The 25,439-nt window shown below is 61.2% G+C and carries 24 protein-coding genes; 8 read left to right on the top strand and 16 right to left on the bottom strand.

Annotation, left to right across the window (positions count from 1 at the left end; translation table 11 throughout):
* Nucleotides 1-3 precede the first annotated feature (3 nt).
* Nucleotides 4-552, bottom strand: a complete 549-nt coding sequence (locus ACYZT7_RS22410) for a cytochrome b (protein WP_462041846.1) — start codon at nucleotides 550-552, stop codon at nucleotides 4-6.
* Nucleotides 553-877: 325 nt separating this feature from the next.
* Here ACYZT7_RS22410 and ACYZT7_RS22405 point away from each other — a divergent pair, with 325 nt between their 5' ends.
* Nucleotides 878-1,432 (top strand): hypothetical protein, encoded by a 555-nt coding sequence (locus ACYZT7_RS22405; RefSeq protein ID WP_462038261.1) that lies wholly within the window; start codon nucleotides 878-880, stop codon nucleotides 1,430-1,432.
* A gap of 116 nt (nucleotides 1,433-1,548) precedes the next feature.
* On the opposite strand, the gene phnX is transcribed toward ACYZT7_RS22405, so the two are convergent.
* Together phnX and ACYZT7_RS22395 are read right to left on the bottom strand one after the other, a co-directional pair.
* Complete coding sequence (phnX, locus tag ACYZT7_RS22400; protein ID WP_462038260.1) at nucleotides 1,549-2,376, bottom strand: phosphonoacetaldehyde hydrolase; 828 nt, start codon at nucleotides 2,374-2,376, stop codon at nucleotides 1,549-1,551.
* Nucleotides 2,377-2,514: 138 nt separating this feature from the next.
* The gene (locus ACYZT7_RS22395; protein ID WP_462038259.1) at nucleotides 2,515-3,624 is read right to left on the bottom strand and encodes a 2-aminoethylphosphonate--pyruvate transaminase; all 1,110 of its coding nucleotides are present in this window, start codon (nucleotides 3,622-3,624) and stop codon (nucleotides 2,515-2,517) included.
* Between the two features lie 109 nt (nucleotides 3,625-3,733).
* Between ACYZT7_RS22395 and ACYZT7_RS22390 the strand changes: the two genes are divergently transcribed.
* Nucleotides 3,734-4,597: a LysR substrate-binding domain-containing protein gene (locus tag ACYZT7_RS22390; RefSeq protein WP_462038258.1), complete on the top strand. Its 864-nt coding sequence runs from the start codon at nucleotides 3,734-3,736 to the stop codon at nucleotides 4,595-4,597.
* A gap of 119 nt (nucleotides 4,598-4,716) precedes the next feature.
* On the opposite strand, the gene ACYZT7_RS22385 is transcribed toward ACYZT7_RS22390, so the two are convergent.
* Complete coding sequence (locus ACYZT7_RS22385) at nucleotides 4,717-5,589, bottom strand: LysR family transcriptional regulator (protein WP_462038257.1); 873 nt, start codon at nucleotides 5,587-5,589, stop codon at nucleotides 4,717-4,719.
* A 269-nt stretch (nucleotides 5,590-5,858) separates the two neighbouring features.
* Here ACYZT7_RS22385 and ACYZT7_RS22380 point away from each other — a divergent pair, with 269 nt between their 5' ends.
* Together ACYZT7_RS22380 and ACYZT7_RS22375 are read left to right on the top strand one after the other, a co-directional pair.
* Nucleotides 5,859-7,184: an MFS transporter gene (locus ACYZT7_RS22380; RefSeq protein WP_462038256.1), complete on the top strand. Its 1,326-nt coding sequence runs from the start codon at nucleotides 5,859-5,861 to the stop codon at nucleotides 7,182-7,184.
* Nucleotides 7,185-7,188: 4 nt separating this feature from the next.
* Nucleotides 7,189-8,586, top strand: a complete 1,398-nt coding sequence (locus ACYZT7_RS22375) for an FAD-dependent oxidoreductase (protein ID WP_462041845.1) — start codon at nucleotides 7,189-7,191, stop codon at nucleotides 8,584-8,586.
* Between the two features lie 3 nt (nucleotides 8,587-8,589).
* Here ACYZT7_RS22375 and ACYZT7_RS22370 read toward each other — a convergent pair whose 3' ends face one another.
* On the bottom strand, nucleotides 8,590-10,014 hold the full coding sequence (locus ACYZT7_RS22370) for a type VI secretion system Vgr family protein (RefSeq protein ID WP_462038255.1): 1,425 nt from the start codon (nucleotides 10,012-10,014) through the stop codon (nucleotides 8,590-8,592).
* 232 nt (nucleotides 10,015-10,246) lie between these two features.
* Between ACYZT7_RS22370 and ACYZT7_RS22365 the strand changes: the two genes are divergently transcribed.
* Nucleotides 10,247-10,954, top strand: coding sequence for a YebC/PmpR family DNA-binding transcriptional regulator (locus ACYZT7_RS22365; RefSeq protein ID WP_462038254.1), 708 nt, complete (start codon nucleotides 10,247-10,249; stop codon nucleotides 10,952-10,954).
* 77 nt (nucleotides 10,955-11,031) lie between these two features.
* Here ACYZT7_RS22365 and ACYZT7_RS22360 read toward each other — a convergent pair whose 3' ends face one another.
* The 8 genes from ACYZT7_RS22360 to ACYZT7_RS22325 form a co-directional block, all read right to left on the bottom strand.
* On the bottom strand, nucleotides 11,032-12,411 hold the full coding sequence (locus tag ACYZT7_RS22360) for a leucine-rich repeat-containing protein kinase family protein (protein ID WP_462038253.1): 1,380 nt from the start codon (nucleotides 12,409-12,411) through the stop codon (nucleotides 11,032-11,034).
* Nucleotides 12,412-12,801: 390 nt separating this feature from the next.
* Nucleotides 12,802-13,848 carry an ABC transporter substrate-binding protein gene (locus ACYZT7_RS22355; protein WP_462038252.1) on the bottom strand — a complete coding sequence of 349 codons (1,047 nt, stop codon included), beginning with the start codon at nucleotides 13,846-13,848 and terminating at the stop codon, nucleotides 12,802-12,804.
* A gap of 18 nt (nucleotides 13,849-13,866) precedes the next feature.
* A complete protein-coding gene (locus ACYZT7_RS22350) occupies nucleotides 13,867-14,982 on the bottom strand; it encodes an NAD(P)/FAD-dependent oxidoreductase (RefSeq protein ID WP_462038251.1) in 1,116 nt (371 codons plus the stop codon).
* Complete coding sequence (locus ACYZT7_RS22345; protein WP_462038250.1) at nucleotides 14,979-16,334, bottom strand: FAD/NAD(P)-dependent oxidoreductase; 1,356 nt, start codon at nucleotides 16,332-16,334, stop codon at nucleotides 14,979-14,981. The genes ACYZT7_RS22350 and ACYZT7_RS22345 overlap by 4 nt, the downstream gene beginning before the upstream one ends.
* Nucleotides 16,335-17,028: 694 nt before the next feature.
* Nucleotides 17,029-17,319, bottom strand: coding sequence for a (2Fe-2S)-binding protein (locus tag ACYZT7_RS22340; protein WP_462038249.1), 291 nt, complete (start codon nucleotides 17,317-17,319; stop codon nucleotides 17,029-17,031).
* A gap of 7 nt (nucleotides 17,320-17,326) precedes the next feature.
* Nucleotides 17,327-18,121, bottom strand: coding sequence for an ABC transporter permease (locus ACYZT7_RS22335; RefSeq protein ID WP_033057243.1), 795 nt, complete (start codon nucleotides 18,119-18,121; stop codon nucleotides 17,327-17,329).
* A 6-nt stretch (nucleotides 18,122-18,127) separates the two neighbouring features.
* Complete coding sequence (locus ACYZT7_RS22330) at nucleotides 18,128-18,997, bottom strand: ABC transporter permease (protein WP_462038248.1); 870 nt, start codon at nucleotides 18,995-18,997, stop codon at nucleotides 18,128-18,130.
* Nucleotides 18,994-20,019, bottom strand: a complete 1,026-nt coding sequence (locus ACYZT7_RS22325; RefSeq protein WP_462038247.1) for an ABC transporter ATP-binding protein — start codon at nucleotides 20,017-20,019, stop codon at nucleotides 18,994-18,996. The genes ACYZT7_RS22330 and ACYZT7_RS22325 overlap by 4 nt, the downstream gene beginning before the upstream one ends.
* A gap of 245 nt (nucleotides 20,020-20,264) precedes the next feature.
* Between ACYZT7_RS22325 and ACYZT7_RS22320 the strand changes: the two genes are divergently transcribed.
* Entirely contained in the window at nucleotides 20,265-21,101 is an 837-nt protein-coding gene (locus ACYZT7_RS22320; protein ID WP_008148459.1) for an IclR family transcriptional regulator, read from the top strand.
* Between the two features lie 53 nt (nucleotides 21,102-21,154).
* Here ACYZT7_RS22320 and ACYZT7_RS22315 read toward each other — a convergent pair whose 3' ends face one another.
* A complete protein-coding gene (locus ACYZT7_RS22315) occupies nucleotides 21,155-21,907 on the bottom strand; it encodes an anti-sigma factor family protein (protein WP_462038246.1) in 753 nt (250 codons plus the stop codon).
* The gene (locus tag ACYZT7_RS22310) at nucleotides 21,904-22,410 is read right to left on the bottom strand and encodes an RNA polymerase sigma factor (RefSeq protein WP_462038245.1); all 507 of its coding nucleotides are present in this window, start codon (nucleotides 22,408-22,410) and stop codon (nucleotides 21,904-21,906) included. The genes ACYZT7_RS22315 and ACYZT7_RS22310 overlap by 4 nt, the downstream gene beginning before the upstream one ends.
* Before the next feature lie 160 nt (nucleotides 22,411-22,570).
* Here ACYZT7_RS22310 and ACYZT7_RS22305 point away from each other — a divergent pair, with 160 nt between their 5' ends.
* Nucleotides 22,571-23,659, top strand: a complete 1,089-nt coding sequence (locus ACYZT7_RS22305) for a catalase family peroxidase (RefSeq protein WP_462038244.1) — start codon at nucleotides 22,571-22,573, stop codon at nucleotides 23,657-23,659.
* Nucleotides 23,656-24,201 (top strand): cytochrome b, encoded by a 546-nt coding sequence (locus tag ACYZT7_RS22300; RefSeq protein WP_462038243.1) that lies wholly within the window; start codon nucleotides 23,656-23,658, stop codon nucleotides 24,199-24,201. The genes ACYZT7_RS22305 and ACYZT7_RS22300 overlap by 4 nt, the downstream gene beginning before the upstream one ends.
* Before the next feature lies 1 nt (nucleotide 24,202).
* On the opposite strand, the gene ACYZT7_RS22295 is transcribed toward ACYZT7_RS22300, so the two are convergent.
* A complete protein-coding gene (locus ACYZT7_RS22295; protein ID WP_462038242.1) occupies nucleotides 24,203-25,405 on the bottom strand; it encodes an MFS transporter in 1,203 nt (400 codons plus the stop codon).
* Nucleotides 25,406-25,439: the final 34 nt, after the last annotated feature.

Genomic DNA, 25,439 nt, shown 5'->3' with positions numbered 1-25,439 from the left:
AATTTAGCCGCGCTTGGGCATCATCCGCAGCAAGGTGTTATCGCGCACCACATAGTGGTGATAAATCCCCGCCAAGGCATGCAGGCCGATCAGCCAATAGCCGATAGTGCCACCGAGTTCGTGCCAACCCTCAATCTGCTTGGCCAACGCCTTGTCCTCCGCGACCAGCAGCGGCAGGTCGAAGCCGTAGAACATCACTTGATGGCCTTTGGCGCTGGTGACCAGCCAGCCCAGAATCGGCATGGCGATCATGAAAATGTACAGCGCCCAGTGCATCAATTTGGCCAACACGGTCTGCCAGTGAGGCGAGGCCGGGAAGATTTGCGGTGCGGGGCCCAAGCTGCGAGCAAACAGCCGCAGCCAGACCAATACAAACACCGTCAAGCCCAGCATAAAGTGCGATTCGGTGATCAGCGTCCGGCCGCCACTGCCTTTTGGAAAGATCCCGCGAAATTCGATACAGGCGTAAACCAGCGCCAGCAGGACCAGCATCAACCAATGCAACGCGATCGATACGGTGCTGTAGCGTGAGTCGGAATTCTTCCAGGGCATGCGGTGTTCCTCATCATTCAGGCTTGAGCTGTCGTTCTTGTGCGACGTCATGTTCTAACTGTAATCCTGTTTTGCCGAGTCCGCCTGAGGCCGTTCCGTTTATTTCGGGGTGATCGTGTTTTTTTTGAAAGTCTGGTTTCTTCAGTAGTTGATAAACGATTAGTTGGTTTGGATGTAGAGGGGCGTGATCATGTCTTGCATTGGTTGTTGTTTTGCAATTTTCGTTGCTCTCTATATTCTGCTGTTACGTCCTTTCGTTGTTTAAGTTGAACAAGGGCGGATTTAATTTGAAGTTATTATTGAAAAGATCTTACTGGAGAAAGTTATGAAAGGATTCAATATTGCCAAGTCGCAACAGCGTGGCCTCGCCAAAAAAATGATGGCCGTTAAACCTCCTGCCCCGAAACCTAAGCCGACCCCTAAGCCGACCCCTAAACCGACACCCAAACCTGCACCGAAGCCGGTGCCAAAACCCGAGGCGCCGAAACCGGCTCCGAGGCCCACCCCGAAACCTACGCCCAAGCCGAACCCGCGGCCGCCAATGCCTTGGCCGACATTTAATGTCACCGTCGATCCGTTAGGTTGGTACAACTTGCTGGCTACGCCCGGTCGAATCCAGAACGCGGACGGCTCCAGCCTGCTGCCGGACGGCAGTCTGGTGAGTGCGGATGAGCAGTCGGTCAAACGCCCTGACGGCGTTGTGCAATATGCTGACGGCAGGGTGGGTCACCCGGATGGAAGTATTGAATGGCCGGACGGTACTGTTGAATACCTGGATGGACGTATTGTCTGGGCAGATGGCACTGAACGATTTGCGGATGGCAGTACCCGATATCCCGACGGCGTGATTATTGATGCCGACGGTAATCAAACTAACTAAGTGTTGTTGTGTTGGCTGAATGAATGGGGTTGTCATTGAACGCCTGAAAGAAGTTCGGTGCTTCCCATACTACCAATCATGCCGCGATGTCCAGGGACATCGCGGCATCTTATGTTCTAGAAGCTTTGTGGCATTTCACCATTGGCCAGGCGCTTATTGATATCGGCGATCACTTCCGGCAAATCGGTGATGGTGTCGATCATGTAGTGCGGCCGCGAGCCTTCGAACATCCCGTGGATGCGCTTGCGTTCGCTGGCCAGTTGGTCGCTGCCGAGGGCGCGGTAACCTTCGTAGTCCAGGCCCAGCGCGTTGCCCGAACAGATCAGCGCCACGGTCCACATGCCGGCACGGCGACCTTCAAGAATGCCCGGCACGGTGTCGTCGATCTTCACGCAGGCCGCGACATCATCGATGCCGAGGGCGATCACGTTGGCCAGCGCCTGGGCCGGCCATGGACGGCCGTTAGGCACTTCGTCGGTGGCGACCACGTGGTCGGCAACGTAACCGTTGGTGGCGGCCAGTTCGACCACCTTGTCCATGACCTGTTTCGGGTAGCCGGAGCAGGAACCGATCTTGATCCCTTGCTGGCGCAGATTGGCGATGGTGTCCAGCGCGCCGGGAATCAGCGCCGAGTGCTCGGCGATTTTATCGATTTGCAGTGGCATGAAGCGTTTGTAGATGGCCGTGACGTCATCGTCGGTCGGCGTGCGGCCGAACACGGCGCGATAACGTTCGGCCACTTGCGGCTGATCGCACAGGGTGCGGATGTGGTCCCACTTGCCCATGCCCATCGGGCCGCGGGCTTCTTCGATGGACACCTGGACGTCGAACTCGGCGAAGGCTTCGACAAAAATCTGTGTCGGTGCGAAGGAGCCGAAGTCGACCACGGTGCCGGCCCAGTCGAGAATGGCAGCTTGCAGCTTGGTTGGGTTTGCGTAGTTCATGTGTTTGATCCTGTAGGAGCGAGCGATGCGGCGATCCGACTTGCCCGCGAACGAACGATGACGAGGTTTACCTGACAGACCGCGTCGCCTGTGTTCGCGGGCAAGCCTCGCTCCTACAGGGACGGTGTCGTCAGGCAATCAGATTTCCAGCACTTCCATCTCGCGCAGCACTTCGGCGATCGCCTCCACGGCCGCGTGCATCTCGGCTTGGTTGACGTGGCCGATGCAGCCGACGCGGAAGGTTTCGACCTGGGTCAATTTGCCGGGGTAGAGGACGAAGCCCTTGGCTTTGACGCGTTCGTAGAATTCCTTGAACTGGTAGCGCGGATCTTTCGGCGCGTGGAAGGTGACGATGATCGGCGCCTGAATGGCGGCGGGCAGGAAGCTGCGCAGTCCGAGCTTGGCCATGTCATCAAGCAGCACCTGGCAGTTGTTGGCGTAGCGTTGATGCCGGGCGGGTAAACCACCTTCTTCGTTGTATTGCAGCAGGGCTTCGTGCAGCGCGGCGACCACATGGGTCGGCGGGGTGAAGCGCCATTGACCGGTCTTTGCCATGTAGGTGTGCTGGTCAAAAAGGTCCATTGCTAGCGAATGCGAGTTGCCGGCGGCATTCGCCAGCGCTTCTTTGCGAGCGAAGACGAAACCCATTCCCGGCACGCCTTCCAGGCATTTGCCCGAGGCGGCGACCAGCGCGTCGAACGGCACCTGTTGCGCGTCGATCGGCAGGGCACCAAAGGAGCTCATGGCGTCGATGATCAGGCGTTTGCCGTGTTGCGCGATGACGTGGGCGATGTCCGGCAGTGGGTTGAGGATGCCGGTGCTGGTTTCGCAGTGAATCAGTGCGACGTGGGTGATGCTGGCATCGGCGCGCAGCAGGCGGTCGACGTCGGCGGCGGTAGTCGGTTCGTCTTCGGCAGTTTCAAAGGTGCTGAAGGAGCGGCCGAGCACTTCGCAGATTTTCGCCAGGCGTTTGCCGTAGGCGCCGTTGATCAGCACCAGGACGTTGCCATCGCGTGGCACCAGCGTGCCGATCGCCGCTTCGACCGCGAACGTGCCGCTGCCTTGCAGGGGCACGCAGTGGTGGCTGTCGCCGCCATTGATGATCGCCAGCAGTTGCTCGCAGAGGCTAGCGGTCAATTGATTGAAGCGGTCATCCCATGAACCCCAGTCGACCATCATCGCCTGACGGGTGCGGGACGATGTGGTCAATGGGCCGGGGGTGAGCAGGATGGGTTCGGCAGTACTCATTCTCGTGTCCTCGAAATCGATGGGATGAAGCTACGGGGCTTAAATTGCAATTTGCCGTGCTATCAATCAAATTGTTTGTTGTTATGCCAGCCATCAGTGAGAGTTATTCATGAATCTGTTCCAGCTCCGCGCATTCGACGCCGTGGCCCGTGAGGGCAGCTTCACCCGGGCCGCTGCGCGATTGTTCATCAGCCAACCGGCGGTCACCGGCCACATCAAGGCGCTGGAGGAGCACTACCAGATCACCTTGTTGCGGCGCACGGCACGACGAGTGGAATTGACGGAGGAGGGCACCAAACTGGCCGCGATCACCCGGGCGATGTTCGGTCTGGCCGAAGAAGCGCAGGCGATGCTGGAAGCGAACCGGCAGTTGCTGACCGGGCGTTTGGAGGTGGCGGCGGACGGGCCGCACATGGTCATGCCGATGCTCGCCAGTTTGCGGGCGCGGTATCCCGGCATTACCGTGAACTTGCGGCTGGGCAATGCTCAGGAAACCCTGGCGGCGTTGCTGTCGGAGCATGCCGACGTGGCGGTGCTGACCGAGGTCGAACCGCGCAAGGGTTTGCATCTGCAAGGCTTAAGCGAGTCACGAATGTGTGCGTTGGTGCCTGAGGGGCATCCGTGGGCGCAGATGTCGAAGGGCGTGCCGCTCAAGGCGCTGGATCAAGTGATCATGGTGTTGCGCGAGCCGAGTTCGATCACCCGGCGCACTTTCGACGAAGCCTGCGCGATGGCGTTGGTCAATCCACGGGTGTTGCTGGAGCTGGACAGTCGCGAGGCGGTGACCGAAGCCGTCGCCGCAGAATTGGGGGTTGGCGTGGTGTCGTCGGTGGAAGTCAGCCACGACCCGAGGGTGGTGGCGGTGCCGATTATTGGCGAAGGGTTGGTCAATCGGCACATGATTGGCTGCATGGAACGGCGCCGGGATTTGCGCTTGATACAGGCGTTTTTCGAGTTGGCGCCCGCCTTGTAACCGAGGTGCGCCCATCGCGAGCAAGCTCGCTCCCACATTATTGGATCTCCAGCGGTCACAAAATCCCTATGGGAGTGAGCTTGGTCCGGGCGGCGTTCCGACGATGGGGCCGGGACTGCCTATGCCAAGCTCTCGCGAACCATCTCCAGAAACGTCGCCACCACCCGCCGCGAACTCTGCTCGCGCAAGCACACCAGTGTCTCGGTCAGCCGTCGTTTGCAATCGGTAATCGGCAACGCGCAAACCCTCGAATCCGCACCGAACTCGGCAGCCGATACCACGCCGACACCAATCCCCACGACCACCGCTTCACGCGCTGCTTCCCGACCTTCAACCTGAATCGCCGGGCGGATACGAAACCCGGCCCGGGCCATTTCTTCTTCCAGCGTCTGGCGCGTCACCGAGCCGATTTCCCGCAGCACCAAAGGCGTGTCGTCCAGGTCCGCGAGGCAAATCGATTCACGGTCGGCCCACGGATGATGGCGGGAAACGAACGCCACCATCGGGTCATTGCGCAGCGGCAACGAGATCAGACGTTCGTCACTCACCTCCCGGCCCAGCAACGCCAGGTCGGCCTGGTAATTGAACAACCGAAACAGCGATTCATCGGTGTTACCGGTTTCGATTTTTACGCTGATGCCGGGGTAGCGCTCACAAAAGCGAGCAATCTGCGGCAACACATGCACTGGCGCATCCACCGCGAGAATCAGGCTGCCGGTCTGCAAGGCCCTGGAGTCATGCAAGAGTTCCTGCGCCTCGGCCTCGATAACGAACAATCGCTGGGTAATGCTCAGCAAACGCTCGCCCAGATCCGTCAGGCGCACCGAGCGCTTGTTGCGGTGAAACAGCAGAACACCGAAACGCTCTTCGAGTTTGCGCACTTGGTCGGAAATCGCCGGTTGGGTGAGAAATAGCCGCTCGGCGGCTTTGGTAAAGCTTCCGTGGACGGCCACGGCGTGGAAGGCTTTGAGCTGGGCGTGGGAAACCGACATCGAAACCTCCATTAACAAGCTGAGCTTATATTTGAAATACGATAAATCGATTTCACTTATTAATCAGTAATTGTTTTTATCGACCCGAGCCAACGGTGACTGGTTAGTCAAACAGCGTCGGCGGCCATGAGCCTGTGCGTGCAACAGCAGGACTCATCTGACCGATATCGCCTCAGGGAAGCAGCGATATCGAAGTGCTCAACAATAAAAAAACAGGCGTTATTTCTCAATTTCTGCCGGCACACTCACACCCTGAGGTCAGAACCACAATGAACAAGCACATCGGCACCATCAAACGTTGGCGCGTGCAGATCTTCGCCATCACCTGGCTCGCTTACGCTGCGTTCTATTTCACCCGCAAAGCTTTTTCCGTGGCAAAACTGGGGATCGCCGAAGACCCCACCTTCATGCTCGACAAAATGGCCATGGCCAACCTCGATGCCATCTACCTGACCGCTTACGCCATCGGGCAATTCACTTGGGGCATCCTTGCCGACCGCTTTGGCCCGAGGGTCGTGGTGTTTGGCGGGTTGCTGATTTCAGCGGCGGCAGCCTTGGTGATGGGCAGTTTCGCGACGTTGCCAATCTTCGCCACCTGCATGCTGATTCAAGGGTTCGCGCAGTCCACCGGCTGGTCCGGGCTGTGCAAGAACCTCGGCAGTTTCTTTCCCGCCGAGCAGCGCGGGCGGGTGCTGGGCTTGTGGAGTTCCTGCTACGCCTTTGGTGGTCTGGTGGCATCACCGTTTGCTGGCTGGTGGGCGTACACGCTGATAGGCACTTGGCATGCGGCGTTCATTTCCAGTGCGGCGGTGGTTGGGCTGGTCGCCGTGCTGTTTTTTATTTTTCAGCGCAACAAACCCGAAGACGTTGGCTTGCCGGCGGTGGAACCAGAGCCGCAACTGACGGCGGAAGAGGCCGAGGCGCAAAGCAAGATCAGCGTGTTGGAACCATTGAAAGAAATTCTGCGCAACCGGACCGTGCTGGTTCTGGGCCTCGCGTACTTTCTGCTGAAACCGGCGCGCTACGCGATTCTGCTCTGGGGGCCGGTGATCGTCTTCGAGCAGATGCCCTCGGTGGGCAAGGTCGGCGCGGCAATCATTCCGACCGCGTTTGAACTGGCCGGGTTGCTCGGGCCGATTCTGCTGGGTCTGGCCTCGGACAAACTGTTCGGCGCCCGACGCATGCCGGCGTGTGTGCTCAGCCTGTTGGCGCTGACCGTGACCCTGGCATTGTTCATGGGCGCCCTGCATACCGGCAGCGTGATGCTGGTGGTGGCGCTGCTGTTCGTCATGGGCCTGACCCTGTACGGACCGGACTCGATGATCAGCGGCGCGGCAGCCATCGATTTCGGCACCGCCAAGGCCGGCGCAACCTCGGCCGGCTTCGTCAACGGCTGCGGCTCGGTCGGGGCGATTCTCGGCGGGTTGCTGCCGGGCTACTTCGACTCGGTCACGGTGTTCATTATCTTCGCCGGCTGCGCCTTGTTTTCAGCGCTGGTGCTGATCCCCTATTGGAACAGTCGCCCGGCGGGCCTGCGTGCAGAAAGTGCATTCGTGCCTAACCGGCCGATGAGCGTCAAACCCCTGCGTACCTGAGGAAATACCGATGAGACCTTTCTGGCTGGAACAGGCGCTGGCGGCCGAGTCCTGCGCGCCGTGCGAACCCCTGGCGGGCGACACCCGCGCCGACGTCTGCATTGTCGGTGGTGGTTACACCGGGCTGTGGACCGCGATCATGCTCAAGGAGCAGAACCCCGAACTGGATGTGCTGCTGATCGAGGCCGATATCTGCGGCGCCGGTGCCAGTGGCCGCAACGGTGGTTGTGCACTGTCGTGGTCGGCCAAGTACTTCACCCTTGAACGGCTGTTCGGCGTCGAAGAAGCGGTGCGACTGGTCAAGGAATCGGAGCGCAGCATCCATGCCATCGGCGCCTTTTGCGAGCAGTACGCGGTGGACGCCGATTACCGCCTCGACGGCACGCTCTACACCGCCACCAACCGCGCCCAATGCGGCTCGACCGACGCCGTGATCGCGGCGCTGGAGCGCAATGGCATCAACTCCTTCACCCAGCGACCGGTAGCGGATGTGCAACGCATGGCCGGTTCCAGCAAGCATCTGGAAGGCTGGTTTTCCCCGGCGGCGGCCAGTGTGCAGCCGGGCAAACTGGTGCGCGGCTTGCGCCGGGTTGCCTTGCAACTCGGCGTGAGGATTCACGAGCACACCGCCATGACCGGGTTGCAGGAGGGCAAGCCTGCGGGGATTCAAACCCCCAATGGCACCGTCCGCGCGGATCGCGTGGTACTGGCGATGAACGCCTGGATGGCCCGGGCGTTTCCACAGTTCGAGCGCAGTGTGGCGATTGTTTCCAGCGACATGCTGATCACCGAACCGCGACCCGATCTGCTCAACGAAATCGGTTTGACCAGCGGCGTCACCGTGCTCGATTCGCGGATTTTCGTGCACTACTACCACAACACCCCGGACGGCCGAATCATGCTCGGCAAGGGCGGCAACACCTTTGCTTACGGCGGGCGAATGTTGCCGGTGTTCGATCAGCCATCGCCCTATGCCGGTTTGCTGCAGCACAGCCTGAGCGAGTTCTTTCCGGCGTTTGCCCAGGTCAAGGTCGAGGCGACCTGGAACGGTCCGTCTGATCGCTCCGTCACCGGTTTGCCGTTCTTCGGTCAGATGAGCGCCAGTGGCAACGTGTTTTATGGTTTCGGATACTCCGGCAGCGGGGTTGGCCCGTGTCATATGGGCGGGCAGATTCTCGCCTCGATGGTCCAGGGGCTGGACAGCGCCTGGACCCGTTCGCCTCTGGTCAACGGCCCGTTGGGCTTGTTTCCGCCGGAACCGATTCGTTATCTCGGCTCCCTGATGGTGCGCAACGCCATCCGCCGCAAGGAGCGTGCCGAGGATCACGGGCACCGGCCACGGCACCTGGATGTGCGTCTGGCGAAGTTCGCGGCGGCGGCAGGCAAGGCCGACAAGGGTTGAGTGTCAGGGGGCGAGGTCCGAGCGATTGACCAGCCAATCGAGCAGCAAGTGGCTATCGCCGCGTGGCTCGGGGGCAGGCCGAGTGCGCGGGTGATGGCCCATACCGACGCACAGCACCGGCCGGTCCGGGTCGCTGTCGAGAAAACTGATGAGTACATCACTGCCGGCCCTTGGCAGTCTGGACGGGTCAATCCGACCGTCCGGCGCTGCGAGGGCCACGGGTAGCCAGATACCGGCGGATTCATCCGGATCCGGTTCCGTTGTTGGCCACAGCCTGATCTGCACTCGCCCTCGCTCATCCAGCGCAGCTGGCTGTCCGGCAGGACCAAGCACACGGGCGGGCTGATAACCCGGGATGCTCGGCCTCGTCTGTTTGAGTGCCGGCCTGAAGACCGTTGACCAGGGAATGGCGATGAACTGATTGCGGTAATGGCGGACAGTCACGGGTTTGTCGGCGGCGAGAATCGAAGGCTGTTGCCCCTGATGTCGGGTTTCGGTGAGCAGCCATTGATCGTTGAAACTCGCCAGTGGATGCGCTGACACTTGGACAATCCGTGCGCTGCGCAACGCGCTGTGGTTGCTTTGGCCGTGGATTTGCACGTGCTGGCAACGCAGACGCTCCAGTTGTCGTCGGCTCAGATGATCGCGATGGCGGTGCTCGGGAGCGGGAAGGGCCATCACCGGCAAGGATCTGGTGAAAGCGTGGTTGGCCGCTCCCTCGTCGGCGATCTGCGAGCCACGGTTTCTGGCCTCCAGTCGCGAGGGCGAGGGCGGCGAGTCATGGCGCTGGAACAACTCACTGATCACCGGTAAGTCACTTTCGTCGGGCGCGTTGCCCTGGAAAGGCGTAAGGACCGGTTCCTGGGGGAAACTCAGGCTGTCATCGGCGAGGACCAGCACATGCCCGTCGCGCTGATGTTCGAAGTGATAGTGAATGCCTTCTTCTTCGCACAGCCGTTGCAACAATGCCAGATCGCTCTCTTCGTACTGAATGCAAAAAGGCCGGACGGGATAGTGTCCGTTGGATAATTCGAAGCGATAGCTCCCCTCGGGCACAGCATGTTCCTCCAGCAGTTGGCGCAGGATCATCGGTACGCTGAGGCGATGAAAGACGCGCCGTGAACGCTGTCGATCGAGCCTCTGAAGGTAGGGCACCAGCACCAGTTTGTAGCCGATCCGGTGTGGTCCCCGATGCTCGCGACTGGCACTGTGAAGGACGCCGTGAATACCCTGACCATCCTTCAGGCTGAGGAAAACCGGTTGTTGCAGCAATCGGTCGAGGTTCATGGCCGGTGCCAGGCCGATCACTTCGATGTCGAATCGATAGGGCTGGTTGAGGGCTTCTCGGCCACTGAACTGCAACACCTGCAAACTCAAATCGCCGTCGAGGAGTGTCAGGGTGAAGGGACTTTCCTTGTCGTTTTGCATCGAACGCGCTTCTGCCATGGGATAAGGGCGCAGAGGGTACGAAACCACAGCCCTTTATGGTCACCGCAAATCGAAGTTTCAGAATCGCCCTACAACTGTCGGTGAAGATGTCGATTGGTCATGCGGGTGAACAGGGTGGATTTTTTGGTCGATTGCCAACTTTAGGGCGTATAAACTTGCGCCATGCGTCGGCCAATAGATGTCTCGGCGCCACAGATCAAGAGAGTGAGTAATGGGCGCACAGTGGAAGGTTAAACACAAAGAAGCGGCATCTAACGCCAAGGGCAAGATCTTCGGCAAACTGGTGAAGGAAATCACCATTGCTGCCCGTAACGGTGCCGATGTCGCTACCAACGCGCACCTGCGTCTGGTGGTCGAGCAGGCCAAGAAAGCCTCGATGCCCAAGGAAACCCTGGATCGCGCCATCAAAAAAGGCGCGGGCCTGTTGGGCGAAACCGTGCAATACCATCGCGTGACCTATGAAGGCTTCGCACCGCATCAGGTGCCGCTGATCGTCGAATGCGTGACCGACAACATCAACCGCACCGTTGCTGAAATCCGCGTTGCGTTCCGCAAGGGCCAGTTGGGCGCTTCCGGTTCGGTGGCGTGGGACTTCAACCATGTCGGCATGATCGAGGCCTCGCCGGACAGCCCTGATGCCGATCCGGAAATGGCCGCCATCGAAGCCGGCGCCCAGGATTTCGAGCCGGGCGAAGAAGAGGGCACGACCCTGTTCCTGACCGAGCCAGCGGACCTGGACTCGGTACAGAAAGCCCTGCCCGAGCAAGGTTTCACCGTGCTGTCGGCCAAGTTGGGTTACCAGCCGAAAAACCCGGTCAGCGGTCTGAGCGATGAGCAGATGGCTGAAGTCGAAGCCTTCCTCGAAGGCCTCGATAACCACGATGACGTGCAGGACATGTTTGTCGGGTTGGCGGGTTAATATTTTTCGCCAGTGACACCGTCATCGCGAGCAAGCTCGCTCCCACATTGGTTTTGTGTCGTACACGTGATGTGTTGCTAACACAGACCCCCTGTGGGAGCGAGCTTGCTCCGGGCGGCGATCCGACGATTGACCGCGAAGCGGTCACTGGAATCAAGTAATCGCACAATCTCGCTGAACCCAGGTCGCGCCACCACCTGCGGCTGACAGCAGCGCTGCTGCAATTGCTCCAGCTGCACACGACCTTCATCGCTCAACCCCGAGTCGATCCGCTCCAACAATTCCCCCAGCAAAACGCCAAACGCTCGCACCTCGATCCGTTGCAGCGCACGGCTTTCAAGGCTGTCCGAGGTGGCATGGAAAGACGCCGCGCCAAAATCCCCCAGCAGGCAATCACCGTGCTCGTTCCACAAAATATTGTGGCCGTAGAGGTCGCCGTGGGTGATGCCATGTTGGTGCAAATGTTCGGCCGCCGAGGCGATGCCAGAGGCGATGCGCAATGCCACGCCGACGCTGAACCGGGTGTCGTTGGCGTAAACGTCGCGGGTGCATGACGCCAGGCTCGGCAGCCCGGACAGATTGCGATAGCTCGGATCGATCAGTTGCATCACCAGCCCGGCCTGGGCTTCTGGATGCCCGACGACGCGCCCTTCAACCCGGATCAGGTGGGGGTGACTACCGGCGGTGATGCAGGCGTTCATTTCGTGCAACGGCGAGCCATCGCTGGTCATTTCGCCTTTGTAGAGTTTGACCGCGACCTGTGTGGCCAGTTGGCCCGGTCGATCCCACATTGCCCGATGAATCACCCCCGACGCGCCTTCGCCCAGTTGCTGCCCCAGACGCAGTTCAGGCCAGGGAATGTGGGGCGTGGCTTCGAGGGCGGCCGCATCGGCTTCGGTCTCCAGCGGGTTACCGGCGTACGCCAGCCAGGTCAGGCTCGGCAGGGACAGCAGCCACTCGGGCAACTCGGTCAACCGATTGGCGGCGATGCGGATCAGTTCGAGTCGATGGCAATGACGCAAGTTCTCCGGCAAACGTTGCAAGCGGTTGCCAGCAAGCATGAGTTTTTGCAGGTGCGGGCGTTCACCCAGCTCGGCGGGCAACTCAGTGATGCAGTTATCGGTGAGGATCAACCAGCGCAGTAACGGTGGCAGGGCTGCGCCTGACACGCGTTCGATGCGGTTGGCCTTGAAGCCGATCATCGTCAGTGCGGCGCATTGGCCCAGGCAGTCGGGCAGTTCGGTAAACAGATTGTCCGAGCAAAACAGCACGCGCAAACGGGTCAGGCGGTGCAAGTCGTCCGGCAGGCTGCTCAAGGCATTGCCACTGAGGTCGAGGACTTCCAGCGAGTCCGCCAGGTCGAAGATTTCTCGCGGAAACTCCGTCAGGCCGCCGGTGAGGTCCAGGCGTGTGATGCCCGACAGTTGGCCGGCGCGCAGTTGGGCAAGGGTATCCATGAACAGATTCACTATTGATCGAGAGGAGGCGCGGGGGCCATAGAAAGGGCGACATGATAACGGCAAAGGCAGGGGGTGTGTCAGGCCGGATCCCTGACTTCCACCAACTGCCCCAACCGGCTGCGCGGCTTCCAGGTCCTCCCTCGATGATCAGTCGAGAACTATCGCTCCTGACGGAGCGATAGTCGAGATACAAGCAGCTGCCGAGCCAGCGAGGCTGCGTTCGGTTCGGGCCGCGTTCGGACGAAGCAGTCGTAAAACCAAACACCGCGCTCATTCAGGTAAACCGCAGGGAATGGATTGGCGACTGCTGTGCAGCCGAACGCAACCTCGCAGGCTCGGCAGCTACATCGATTGCGTTCCTGCTGAAAATTATGGGGCGTTTGTCAGTTACCGTTCGATACTACGATTCCACCGTGCATTCCACGCCGGGCGCTGTTCGTTGACTTGATCCCAATCGATCGCAATGGCCGTGGTCAGGTACTGCTTCATCGCCTCGACCTGACCGCGCGTCTTGTCGGTGGTCGGGGTAGTGGGGTTGGACGGGATCTGGTCGCCGTCTTCAAGCGCGGCGGCCTGCGCTTGCGGTGTCAGCAAGAAGGCGGCGAGTTTCTGCGCCAGTTCCGGCTGAGTGTTGTTGGCGATGGCACATTCGGCCACGTTGAGCACCACGGCGCCTTCCTTCGGCTGCGCATACTCCACCGGCATGCCCTTGAGTTTCAGAGCGGTGACCTGGGTCGGCGTGAGCGGGAACAGCGCCGCTTCGTCGGTCTGAAGCATTTCGGAAATCTTCGCCGAGCTCGGGATGTACTCCAGCACGTTACGCCCGACAGTATTCGGCCAGGCTTTGAACCCCGGCTCAACGTCGGTTTCGCTGCCGCCCTGAATCCGGTTGAACATCAGGAAACCGTGCAGGCCGAAGGTCGAGGAGGCCATCGACTGGAACACCAGTTTGTCCTTGAAGCGCGGGTCGGCCATGTCCATCCACGAGGTCGGCGCGGTCCAGCCTTTCTCCTTGAACAACCGTGTGTTGTACGCCAGCCCGGTCACGCCGAGGCTGACCGCCACCGCTTGATCCTTGATGCGGCCCTTGGCCGGAATCTGCGCCAGCGGTGCGCTGTCTTCGAGTTTGTCGCACAGCCCCATGGCGATGGCGCGGTACATGATGCCGTCGTCCAGGAACATCACGTGCATCTGCGGGTTGCCTTTGCTGGCCTGGACCTTGGCCAGAATATCGGCAGAAGTGCCGGGCACAATCACCACTTTGACGTTGTTGGCCTTCTCGAAAACCGGCAGCACCTTGTCGGCGTAGAGCCGCTCCATGGTCCCGCCGTTCATGCCCAGGTAAAGCGTCGGTTCGGCCTGGGCCTGGGTGACCGTGAGCAGGGCGCTCATGCAGGAGATACCGAGCAGTGCACTGCGTTTGACGTTATTCATTGGCGCGACCTTCCTCTATCAAGCTACGGAGATGGAGTGAAACCGGGTGATGGAAAACGCATCCAGCGACGTTTTTGCGGCGCCGCTGCAGATGATGTCGGTGAGCGCCTGGCCCACCGCAGGCCCGATCTGAAAGCCCGCACCGGCAAAGCCGAATGCGTGCAACAGACCGGGCCGAGTACCACTGTGGCCGATCACCGGTTGGCGATCGGGCAGATAACCTTCGGTGCCGCTCCAAGTGCGAATCGCCTGGGCGCCTTCGAGAAACGGGTAGAGTTCGACAGCCTGACGCAGGATCTCGATCACCGCGTGCTGACCGGGCCGGGCGCGGGCGTCGTCGAGGGCAAAACCCTGGCCACCGCCCAACACGCAATTACCGCGCGCGACCTGACGGGCATAGATACCGCCGCCCTCGACCCCGGTGCTGGCATTCATTACCAACGGCAACGGCTCGGTGACCAGCATCGCCGGGTGTCCGGCGTGCATCGGCACCGGTTCGCCGAATTGTGCTGCCAGGCTGCCAGCCCACGCACCGGCGCAATTCAGCAGCCAGGGCGCCTGTAACTCCAGACCGGTTTGCGTGCTGACGCGAAAGCGTTGCCCGTCGTGTTCCACCGCCGTCACCGGGCATTGTTCATGGATCTGCGCGCCATGTCGCCGCGCCGCCCGGGCAAACGCCGGGGAGACCAGTCGCGGGTTGGCATGACCGTCATCGGGACAAAACGAGGCACCGACCGCCACTTCGCCGACCCACGGAAAACGGGCACGCAATTCACTGCGCTCGAGTACCTGCAAGTCGAGGCCAAAGCCCCGACTGCTGGCGGCATAGTCTTGCAAGGCGTGCAGGTCGTTGAGGCTGCGGGCCAGTTTCAGATGACCGCTGCGCTGATACTCACCGTCAATGCCAATCAGCTGCGGCAGTTGCCCCCAGATGTCGTGGGCCCGCTGCGAAAGCGGCAGTTGCGACAACGGTCGCCCCTGACGCCGTACGCCGCCGTAGTTCACTCCGCTGGAATGCGAGCCACAGAAGTCCCGCTCCAGCAGCGCCACGCGACGCCCGACCTTGCTCAGAAAAAGCGCGGCGGAGGCACCGACAATACCGCCGCCAATGATGACGGCATCAACCTCGATCATGATTCGACCTCCAGGCCAAACGGCAGGGGTTTGATGGGGGCCTGAGCCCGTAGTCGACCGATTTCGGACACGGATCGCTGGCTTTCGCAGGCAATGATTTCCGCGGTGGCGGCGCCACACATCCGGCCCTGACAGCGGCCCATGCCGACCCGGCAATGGGCCTTGACCCGGTTGATCTCCCAATGGCCCTCGCGCACGACTTGGCGGATGTCACCGGCCCGCACTTCTTCGCAGCGGCAGATCATCAAATCATTCGGGGCATCGGCGGCCCAGTGCTCGGGAAAGATGAAGGCCCGTTCCAGGCCTTGGCGGAAGGTATCGATCCGTCCCAGCGCCTGCTCCAATTGCGCACCACGCTGCGGCGGGATCAGGCAACCGGTGTCTTCGAGCAACGCCAGAGCCGCGCGTTCGCCGGCCATTTCCGCAGCATCGGCGCCCATGATGCCGGCGCCGTCACCGGCCAGGTAAACCTCGGCGACACTGCTGCGACCGGCGCTGTCACGTTGCGGCAGCCAGGCGCGGTTGATCGGGTTCCAGGTGAATTCACAGCCGAGCAAATCGGCGAGTTGGGTTTCACTGCGCAGGCCGTGGGCGAAGGCGACGGCGTCGCACTCCAGACGCTGATTGCCCTTGGCGTTGCGCCAGGTCAGCGATTGCACACGCTGTTCGCCGTTGATGCCTGTGAGGCTGGCACCCTGATGCACCGGGATGTCATGAGCAGTCAACCAACTGCGGTAATAGATGCCTTTTGCCAGCGTGGACGGTTGCGAGAGCAGGCCGGGCAGGGCGCGGGCCTGGGCGCTGAATGGCGAGCTGTCGAGCACCGCGACCACCTTGGCGCCGGCCTTGGCGTATTGATACGCCACCAGGTACAGCAGCGGTCCACTGCCGGCGAACACCACGCGTTCACCGATGGCGCAGCCTTGAAACTTGAGGGCGATCTGCGCCGCGCCGAGGCTGTAAACCCCCGGAAGGGTCCAGCCCGGTACCGGCAAAATCCGGTCGGTTGCGCCCGTGGCGACGATCACTCGGGAGAACGCCAGCCGTGCGGCGCGACCCTCATGCAAAGTGTCGAGCGCGCCGTCCTCGGCGTTCCATACCAGGGTTTCAGGACGGTAATCGAGTTGCTCGCGCAGCTCATCAATTGTCTGATGCAGCGCGTGGGCCTTGCCGGTTTCGAAGCCATACAGCTTGACCGGTGAGCGCTTGAAGTTTGCCGGTTGGCGTCGATAAATCTGCCCGCCACCGCGTGCTGCTTCGTCCAGTAGGACAGGTCGAATGCCATGGGCAACCAGTGTCTGCGCTGCACGAATACCGGCCGGACCGGCACCGATGATGAGCACGGAATTCATACCCACCTCATGTGTGAACGCCGCTGAACCCTTGTGGGAGTGAGCTTGCTCGCGATGACGGTGGCACAGTCAACAGATGTAGCGGCCGACAGACCGCTATCGCGAGCAAGCTCGCTCCCACAGTTGATGGGGGTTGCGCCCGGGTTTCGTGACCGCCGCCGAACCCCTGTAGGAGCGAGCTTGCTCGCGATGACGGCGGAACAGTCAACAGATGTGTTGGCCGACAGACCGCTATCGCGAGCAAGCTCGCTCCCACAGTTGATGGGGGTTGCGCCCGGGTTTCGTGAACGCCGCTGAACCCCTGTGGGAGCGAGCTTGCTCGCGATGACGGCGGAACAGTCAGCAGATGTGTTGGCAGACAGACCGCTATCGCGAGCAAGCTCGCTCCCACCGTTGATGGAGGTTGCGCCCGGGTTTCGTGACCGCCGCTGAACCCCTGTGGGAGCGAGCTTGCTCGCGATGACGGCGGAACATTCAACAGATGTGTTGGCAGACAGATCGCTATCGCGAGCAAGCTCGCTCCCACCGTTGATGGGGGTTGCGCCCGGGTTTCGTGACCGCCGCTGAACCCCTGTGGGAGTGAGCTTGCTCGCGATGACGGCGGAACATTCAACAGATGTGTTGGCAGACAGACCGCTATCGCGAGCAAGCTCGCTCCCACAGGGGATACGGTTTCTGCGGGTAGAAAAGGTGTTCATAGGGACCGCCCCGGTTCGCGGCTGATCTGCTGGCCGGCTTCGAGCAACGTCGAGCAGGCGCGCACCCGCCGGCCATCGCCCAGTCGAACCCAGCAGTCCTGACAGGCACCCATCATGCAAAACCCGGCGCGGGGTTCGGCGCTGAAGTCGCTGCCGCGCAAGTGGTCGCTGCAGGTCAGCACCGCCGTCAGCAAGGTGTCGCCGAGCAGGCCGGTGGCCGGTTGGCCGTCGAGGGTAAAGTCCAGGGCCGGGCGGTCGCCTTCGGCCAGTCGTTTCAGCAGAGCCATGGCGCCCTCATTGTTTGCCCACCAGAACCCGATCGAGGCCGTAGACCCGGTCGAGCAAAATCATCGTCAGCGCGGTCAGCCCAATCACCAGTGCCGACACCGCCGCCATCATCGGATCGATGGATTCGGTGGCGTACACGTACATGCGCACCGGCAAGGTTTGCGTGGCCGGCGAGGTGACGAAAATCGACAGCGTGACCTCGTCAAAACTGTTGATGAATGCCAGCAGCCAGCCACCGGCCACTCCTGGCAGAATCATCGGCAAGGTGATTTCCCTGAACAGCGTGAAGCGCCCGGCACCGAGCGATTGCGCGGCGTGTTCGGCGCTGCGATCCAGGCCGATGGCCGACGCCAGCACCAGTCGCAACACGTACGGTGTAATCACCAGCACGTGGGCGAAGATCAGCCAGGCAAAGCTGCCGTTGACGCCCATCAGCGCAAACAACCGCAGCAGTGCCACGCCGAGCACCAGGTGCGGAATGATGATCGGCGACAGGAACAGACCGTTGAAAAAGTCCCGGCCGGGGAACTCGAAACGCGTTATCGCCAGCGCCGCCGGCACCGCAATCAGCGTCGCCAGACTGGCGGCGCAGAACGCCAGGATCAGACTGTTGTAGAACGCATCGACAAAGTCTGCACGCTCGAACACCGCGCGAAACCAGCGCAGGGAAAACTCCGTGGTTGGCAGGCTCAGGGTGTTTTCCGGGGTGAAGGCCACGAGGCAGACCACCACCAGCGGCGCCAACATAAACAGCACCACCAGGGTATGGAACAGCAGGGCGAAAGGACCGTTCTTGGACATGACGAGTTATCCCAATGACTTCTTGTAGCGGCCTTCGATCATCCGGTTCCACGACAGCATGATCAGCAGGTTGAGCAACAGCAGGGCCACGGCGATGGCCGCGCCCATCGGCCAGTTGAGCTCTGACAGGTATTGGTCGTAGATCAGCGTGGCGACCATTTTCAGTCGGCGTCCGCCGAGCAGGCCGGGGATGGCAAACGAACTGGCGGCGAGACCGAACACGATCAACGTGCCCGACAGCACGCCGGGCATGATCTGGGGCAACACCACTTGGCGCATCACGGTGAAGTGGCTGGCGCCGAGGGACATCGCGGCCTGCTCGGCGGCCGGGTCGAGTTTTTGCAACGAGGTCCAGACCGGAATAATCATGAACGGCAGCATCACGTGGACCAGCGCGATCACCACCGCAAACGGTGTGTAGAGCAATTTCATCGGCGAGCCACCGAAGGCCTGCAGGGTCTGGTTGACCAGGCCGTCGGCACCCAGCAACAGGCTCCAGCCGAAAGCGCGCACCACCACCGAAATCAGCAACGGGGTGAGGATCAGAATCAGGAAAATCGAGCGCCACGGTGCGCCCATGCGGCTGAGGATGTAGGCCTCGGGTACGCCGATCACCACGCAGAGCAGGGTGGTCAGGGCGCTGATCCACATCGTGCGCAGAAAGACTTCGTAGAAGTACGGGTCGCCCAGCAGGCTGCTGTAGTGGTCGAGGGTGTAGGCGTCGCCGTTGATCCCCGAGCTGTAGTCGAAAACGTTGAATGACAACACCAAAGTCAGCAGCAGCGGGATAACCAGCAACCCAAAGTACAAGGTCAGGGCCGGAGTCGACAGCCAATAACCTTGGCGTCCTTGGCGAATGGCGGCAAGCGTACTCATGCCGGCACCTCGTCGACACTCAGCACCCGCAACAACGTCGCGTCCCAATCGAGTCCGACCGCCGTGCCTTCGGTCAGCGGTGCCGAACCGTCGTTGCGGCGCACCACGCTGAGTTCGCCCAGGGTCGTCGATACGCCGTACAGCCATTGGCTGCCGAGAAAGAAGCGACTGACGATATTGCCTTGCAGCCGGCCATGGCCTGCGTCGCGCAAATCGATTTTTTCCGGGCGCAGACTCAGGGTCAGTTCGCCGTCGCCGCGACTGCACACCTGAACGCCACCGGCGCTGTCCCGCTCGCCGGGCAGCAGATTGGCCTTGCCGACGAAACCGGAAATGAATTCGGTGCGCGGGTGTTCGTAGAGGGTGTAGGGCGCGTCGATCTGGGTGATACGCCCAGCCTGCATCACCACCACCCGGTCGCTGATAGACAGCGCTTCGGACTGGTCATGGGTGACCATCAGCGTGGTGATCCCGACTTCGCGCTGGATGCGGCGGATTTCGAACTGCATCTCTTCGCGCAGGTTGGCGTCGAGGTTGGACAGCGGCTCATCAAGCAGCAGCACTGGTGGTTCGATCACCAGGGCCCGAGCCAATGCAACACGTTGACGCTGGCCGCCGGAGAGCTCCCTGGGATAACGCTCGGCGTGCTGGTTGAGGCGCACCAGTTTCAACACCCGGTCCACCCGCTGCTGCAACTCGGCACCGGGCACTTTGCGCATCCGCAGGCCGAAGGCGACGTTGTCTTTCACGGTCATGTGCGGGAACAGCGCGTAACTCTGGAACACCACGCCCAGGCCACGGCTGGCGGGTTTGGCGTGGGTGATGTCGCGACCGTCCAGCAGAATGCGTCCGCTACTGACTTCAACGAAGCCGGCGATCATTTGCAGGGTGGTGGTTTTGCCGCATCCGGAGGGGCCGAGCAGCGAGACGAACTCGCCTTTCTCGACCGAGAGGTTGGTAGCAACGACGGCGTCGATCTCACCGTAACGTTTGCCGAGTCCTTCAAGTTGCACAAAAGCCATAACTGCGCTCCACCTGAGATTGTTATGCGTCGCCCGAAGGCGCGCTTTTTTTGTATGGGCAGATACGAAAAGGTCTTGCTGGGTGCGTTGGCGCTCGACTTCAGTCGGCTGCCGCTGTTGTTCGAATCGCCCCTGTCTGGACGCAGAGTAGGACGAAGAATAGGATGGGCTCAATGGCCTATTTCACTGAAGCGATGACTATTTTCAGTTTCATTCGGTGAGTAAATTAATACTCGAGAAAACCCATGACAGATTCCATTGAGCGGAATGAAAGCAAAAGTGATGTCGGTGTTGGCGCGGTCTCCAGACTGTTTGCCGTGCTGCGCAGTCTGGGTGACACCGTCGAGGGCGGAGAACGCGTGACGCAACTGGCCCAGCGCATTGGCCTGTCGCAACCGACCACGCACCGATTGCTGCGCAGCCTGATGGATGAGGGCATGGTCGAGCAGGATGCGCGCAGCAAACGCTATCGCTTGAGTCTGGAGTTCTTTGCGCTGGCGGCCCGCGCCGGGAACACCGGAAACCTGCGCGAACTGGTGCGTCCGGCGTTGCTGCGGCTGTCGGCGTCCTTGGGGGATTCGTTGTTCTTGCTGGCGCGCAGTGGTTTTGATGCGATCTGCCTGGATCGCAGTGAAGGGCCGTTTCCGATCCGTACGTTTACCGGTGATATTGGCGGGCGGGTGGCGCTGGGTGTGGGACAGGGCAGCCTGGCGATTCTGGCGTTCCTGCCGGAAGAAGAGCGCGACACGGTGATTCACTACAACTTGCCGAGGCTCAAGGATTTCCACCTGTACGACGAGGTGTTCCTGCGCTCGGAGGTCGAGAACGTGCGCAAGCTCGGTTATGCCGGGCGCAACACCGGCGTGTTGCAGGGCATGGCCGGGGTGGCGGTGCCGATTCTGGATCGTGAAGGTCGGGCGGTCGCGGCGTTGAGTGTGGCCACCGTGAGTGATCGGCTGGGGCCGGATCGCTTGCCGACGGTGGTCGAAATGCTCAAGCGCGAAGCGGCGCTGATCGGGCCGCGGATCAATCCGTTCGACCCGTTGCTGCGTCGGCCTTCGCAAGTGTTCGGACAGGGCTGATTCCCCCAGTTGATCGTTCCCACGCAGAGTGGGGGAACGATCAGTATCGGGAGTCAGAACTGGACGGTTTGTTTGAGCAACTGCGCCGCCGGCGTATCGCTTGGGCTGACCATCGCATAGTTGTACCCACCCCCCGACCAGTACTCGGCCTGCAATTCGCCATCGCTGCGACTGCCCCTCGGTAACAGGTAGTTTTTCGGTCCCGGTGGGCGGACGTAGAAGCTGACTTTATGGCCGCTTTGATCTTCATAGACCACCATCGCCGCCGGCCCTTGCTCGGTACTGAGCAAGCGCCCACTGACCGGTTTGAAACCTGCATCCGAGAGGTCAGGCAAGCGATTGGCCTGAGTGAAATAGCGGTCGAGCCAACCCTGCATGTCACCGTCCTCGCTGACTGTGTAGTCGGCCGGCAGGATGCCTTGCTGGGCAATCAAACGATAGGCCTGCAGGGCATCGGTCATTGGCAGTGGGGCACTGACGAGCGTCATCTCTCGCGCCTGCCAACCGCTGACCCCGCCGACGCTGACCGCGATCAGCAACACGGCGGCGCTGGCCAGATGACGGCGCGATTGTCGTTTGAGGCGTTGGCGAATCAGCGCCGGGTCGAGGTCCGGGTTGGCCGGTTGCTGCAGGGCACCGCTCAATGCCGCGCGCAGTTGCTGGGCGTCCTGCTGCCAGGCACGCACTTGGGCAGCCACTTCCGCGTTGCTGGCCAGAAAAGCCTCCACCAGACGTCGGTCGGCATCGCTGAGTTGCTGGTCGACGTAGGCGTGCAGGTCACGCTCGCTTGGGGGCAGGCTGATCATTTGAGTCTCCGCAGAGAAGGGCGGGTGATTTCGCCGTCGCTCAACTGGCGCAAGGCTTGGCGGGCACGGGACAGGCGGGACATCACGGTGCCGGTGGGGACGTCGAGAATCTCGGCGACCTCTTTGTAACTCAAGCCTTCGACCGAGACCCAGAGCAGCAGGGCGCGTTGTTCGGTGGTGAGCTGGTCGAACGCTTGCAGCGTCGATTGGGCGATCACGGTGCGTTCCACCGACGGCTGTGAATCGTCACGCCCGGTAAAGAATTCGAGCATTCGCGCATAACGCCGGGAGCGCCGGTGAGCATCGAGAAACTGGCGATACAGAATCGAAAACAACCAGGCGCGCAAGTCGCCCTCGGGGCGTTTGTCGCCCCAACTCGACAGCGCGCGTTCAAGGCAAGACTGCACCAGGTCGTCGGCGCTGTTGGGGTTGCGCGTCAACGAAACGGCAAACCGGCGCAATCTGGGAATGATTTCTCTCAGTTGTTCGTCGATATCGTTCATGAAGTTCTGACTAGTCACTACGCTTGAGTGTCTAGGAAGACGCCCGGCAGTCGAGGTTATTCCACGCCTGAAAAAATAAACACCGCGCGATGGAATAAACCGCCGTGGGGTTCGTCTGCTTGATCCTTCTCATATGTGGCCGATGGCCCTGGAGTCTTTCATGGTAGATCGCTCATCACCGCCAACCCAGCCACCCTTGAGTGCCGCGAGCCTGATATTCCGTCTGGCTGGCATTGCCGTGGTGGTCGCTGCAGTGGCCGCGGCATTTGCCTACGTCAACGGCACCTTTGACCCACAGCGTCTGACCCCGAAAAAGCTGATCAATGTGCTGGAGACCAACAACGGCGTGCACCCGGGTTTCCGGCGTAATCATTCCAAAGGCGTGTGCGTCATCGGGCATTTCGAGAGCAGCGGCGAGGCGCGAAGCTATTCCAGTGCTCAGGTGTTCAACGAAGCGCGGACCCCGGTGGTCGGGCGTTTCGCATTACCGGCCGGCAATCCCTATGCGCCGGACAACAGCGTTCCGATCCGTAGCCTGGCGCTGCGTTTCACCCAGGCCAACGGCCAACAATGGCGCACCGGGATGAACAGCATGCCGGTATTTCCGGTGGGCACGCCCGAGGCGTTCTACCAGTTGCAACAAGCCCAGTCGCCGGACCCGGCCACCGGCAAGCCGAACCCGGCTGCCGTGCCAGCGTTCTTCGGTTCGCATCCGGAAGCTGGACCGTTCCTGGCCTGGATCAAAACCGCCAAGCCGTCGGCCAGTTACGTGACGGAGACCTACAACAGCGTCAATGCGTTTTACCTGGTGAACGCTGCGGGACAGCGGCAGGCGGTGCGCTGGAGCATGGTGTCAGTCGCTCAGGATGCAGCGGGTGCTACGGCGCCTGAGGGTGGTGATTTCCTGGAAAAAGACCTGGTTCAGCGTATTTCCGCAGGGCCGCTGCGTTGGCAGTTGAACATCACGCTGGCCGACCCCGGTGATCCGGTCAACGACGCGAGCAAGGCCTGGCCCGACGGTCGCAAAGTGTTGAACGCCGGCACCTTGGTGCTCGAAAGCACTCAGCCGCAACTCAATGGCGAATGCCGTGACATCAACTACGACCCGCTGGTGCTGCCCGCCGGTATCGAAGGTTCCGACGACCCGTTGCTCGCCGCTCGTTCCGCCGGTTACGCCAGTTCCTACTTGCGCCGCACCAGCGAAGTCAGCCAGTTGCCCTCTGCCAATAAACAGGAGACTCGTCAATGAGCGCTCAACCGAACCACTTCGCGCCTTTAGCGCGATTGCTGCACTGGCTGATGGCGCTGATGATCATTGCGATGCTGTTTATCGGCGCGGGCATGGCCGCTTCGGTGTCCGAGCGTCATGAGTGGCTGATTCATCTGCACAAACCCTTGGGCGTTGCGATTCTGCTGCTGGTGATCGTGCGTCTGGGCGTGCGTTTTTCCACTCAGCAGCCACCGCTGCCGGCGGATCTGTCGGGTTGGCAAGTGCTGGCGGCCAAGGCTTCACATGTTTTGTTGTACGTCTTGATGCTGGTCCTGCCGCTGCTGGGCTGGGCGATGATTTCGGCGGCGGGGGATCCGGTCATGCTCAGCAGCTCGTTGCAGTTGCCATCGATCCTGCCCGCGAATGCACAGGTGTTTGCGTTCCTGCGCAAGGCTCACGGGTATCTGGCGTATCTGCTGTTCTTGACGGTGCTGCTGCATTTGGCGGCGGCGTTGTTTCACGGCTGGGTGCGTCGCGATGAGGTGCTGGACAGCATGTTGCGGGGGAAGGATCGCGGATGACCTAAAGGCTGGCGAGGCACTGTGGCGAGGGGGCTTTTATGGACAGCGTTCGCCACCAATAGATCAACGCCACAGCATTGATGCCTGCGCCCAGCAGGCATACGCCGAGCCACCCGGCCCATGCGTACATCGCCGTCGAACCGATCGACCCCAAGGCGCTGCCAACCGAATAGAACAGCATGTAGCCGGCGGTGAGTCGGCTTTGGGCTTCGGGACGCACGCTGTAGATCATGCTCTGGCTGGTGACATGCACGGCCTGCAAACCCAGATCCAAGGTAATCACGCCAAGCAGCAATGCCCACAATGAGGACTGGGTGAAGACGATCGGCAGCCAGGAAACCAGCATCAACAAGAGTGACAACCCGCTGGTCCATTGCCCCAAGCCACGATCAGCCAGATGCCCGGCGCGAGCGGCGGCCAGTGCCCCGGCGGCACCTGCCAGTCCGAATAATCCGATTTGTGTGTGGGACAACGACAGCGGCGGGGCGCTCAGCGGCAGCACCATGGGCGTCCACAACACCATGGCGCTGGCGAAGGTCAGTAGCGCGAGCACCGCCCGCTGGCGTAGCACTGGTTCTTCCTTGAACAGCGTGAATACCGAGCCCAGTAAGGCGCCGTAGGAACGGGCGGGTTGCGCATCCTCATGTTTGGGCAACACACGAAACAGCAGCAGCGCCATCACCAGCGTCAAACCTGCTGACAACAGATAAATCGAACGCCAACCGGCGAGGTCAGCCATGCCGCCGGCCACTGTCCGAGCGAGTAGAATGCCGACGACGATGCCGCTGGTGACCACACCGACCACACGCCCTCGCTGCTCTGGGATGGCCAATGTCGCGGCGTAGGCCACCAATACTTGGGTCACGACAGCCAATAACCCGGTCAATGTCATGCCGATCAGCAGCCAGATGTTGTTAGGCGCCAGAGCGATCGTGAGCAAGGCCAGCGCCGACAGCACCGTTTGCGTAACGATCAGGTGCCGACGATTGAGCAAATCACCCAGCGGCACCAGCAACACCAAGCCTGCACCGTAACCGACTTGAGTCAGCGTGACGACGATGCCGATGGTGGCGGGGTCCATGGCGAAGGCCTCGGCCATGGCATCGAGCAGCGGTTGTGCGTAGTAAACATTGCCGACGGCCAAGCCGCAGGCGATGGCAAACAGCAGCACCACGGCGCCGCTCAATGGATGATCAGATTTCATGACAGGCTTCCTTGTTCGGTTTCAAATTGAAACC

It is taken from the genome of Pseudomonas sp. RT4P38 (assembly GCF_054897765.1).
The sequence above is the reverse complement of the archived record's forward strand: the minus strand, read 5'-3'. Positions and strand labels throughout refer to the sequence as shown.